The 1,760-nt window shown below is 42.6% G+C and carries 1 protein-coding gene; it reads left to right on the forward strand.

The window, feature by feature from the left end; all coding sequences use genetic code 11:
• Positions 1-1,760 (forward strand): LPD1 domain-containing protein (locus KEM10_RS23655; RefSeq protein WP_212220820.1); only part of this gene is annotated, 1,760 nt, incomplete at both ends.

Genomic DNA, 1,760 nt, shown 5'->3' on the forward strand with positions numbered 1-1,760 from the left:
GCTTTGCAGGAGAAGCAAAAGAACCGGGAATTTAAAGATGCAGGGAAGCGTGTTCATGGTTCCAGGAAAGAACAAGCCATGTACAACAAACTTATTAGTAGTAGCGATTTAAACAGCATCGAACAGGACGAAGCTACCGCCATCGAGCTGATTAAAAAGGATAAGGTATTTCCAAAGGTTGACCCACAGGCAGAAAAAGAAAATGGCACAGATGCAGGGTGTGCATTCCTGAAAGTAAAGATTCGTCAGGCATTCCCTGCAAAACCACATGCCAACACCAAAGAAGCCAGGGAGCAATATGTAAAAATGGCGGAGGCTTTTGTAAAAGTTTTGAATGATGCGATTTCAATTACGGATTTACAACAACTCGATACCATTGCCAATAGTGGTGAGATTGTGGGCAAGCATGATTTTGGAATGATATTCGGCAAGGCACTTCGCAATATTGTCTTTACCATCAAGGGCTACCACACAACCAATGCGGTTAAGGAAACCTACATGAAAGCCCATCAATATTCAGGCATCACAAAAGAACAGGCAGCTCCACATGCAAAAAGGTTGAAAGAATACACTGATAAGCGAATAAAACGCCAACAGGACTGTATTGATTCGGCAAAGCAAATTCTTTCTCCTGCCGATATGAAACGCCACAAGCAAAACGACCTGACTTTTCAGGGAGGTATGTTGAGCAGCGTTCGGACTGTGGAAGACTATGTAAGGTATGTTACTCAGGTTTGCACAAGGTTTATCAATGATGCAAAAAGAGAATATGATGAGCAAAAAGAAGGATTCCCATACAAGGAATTTAAACCCGATTGGAGCTGGGCTGAAACGAAGAAAACAAGCAAATCTCAAAGTAGTAGCAAGCCAAAGATAGAAGCCGTACCGCTATCGTACATCAAACGCACAGGTGGCTTGTTGATTGAGGAAGCGGACGAAAATACGGTTATCAAGAAGCTTCATTTCAAGTCGCTCACATTAGGAAACTATGTGAAGGATGATGAAGCCAGGGAACACATTCGTCACTTTGTTGCAGCCATAGTTGATTTATGCGAGGTGCTTGACATCAACCTATCCATAAACGAAGCCTTGGCTATTGCATTTGGGGCTTTTGGTCGTGGTGGCAAGGCAATGGCTACTTACTACCCAACACGGCAGCTCATCAACCTGACTAAACGAAACGGTGACGGCTCGGTAGCCCATGAATGGGGACATTTCTTTGACCACTATCTGAATGGCTTGGAATTATCAACCAAACCGCTACGTTCAGAAAGCTATCTGAATACTATCATTGAAAGTTTAGGCTACCGAAAGAAGTATTTCATCGGTGGTAATTCATCACCAACAAAAGATTGGTTCAAGGATATTTTAAAGACCTCCTTAAAGAAGGTTGTACCGACATTTCAGGAGAGGCAATCGGTGGTGCATACAAGTATCGTTTCGCTTATTCTAATGCTTCGCTTTGGGTATTATGCTTTGGACGATAAAGCGGTTAGCTACAATGATTTTGATGAGACAAAGAAGCGCAGAACCGACAGCTACCTGTATCACTACTCCAAACTCCAAGGAGCTTATTGGAAAGACATTGCAGAGATGTTTGCCCGAAGCTTTGAATGTTATGTGTACGACAAGCTAAAAGAAAAGGACCGGGTAAATAACTATCTGGTATCAGGTGGTATGTTTTCTCATCCTGTTTATCCGCAAGGTCAGGAACGCATTTACATCAACAAGTGCTTTGATAACCTGATTTATGCCATCAA

It is taken from the genome of Carboxylicivirga linearis, assembly GCF_018271995.1.
In the GTDB taxonomy this organism is placed as follows: domain Bacteria; phylum Bacteroidota; class Bacteroidia; order Bacteroidales; family Marinilabiliaceae; genus Carboxylicivirga; species Carboxylicivirga linearis.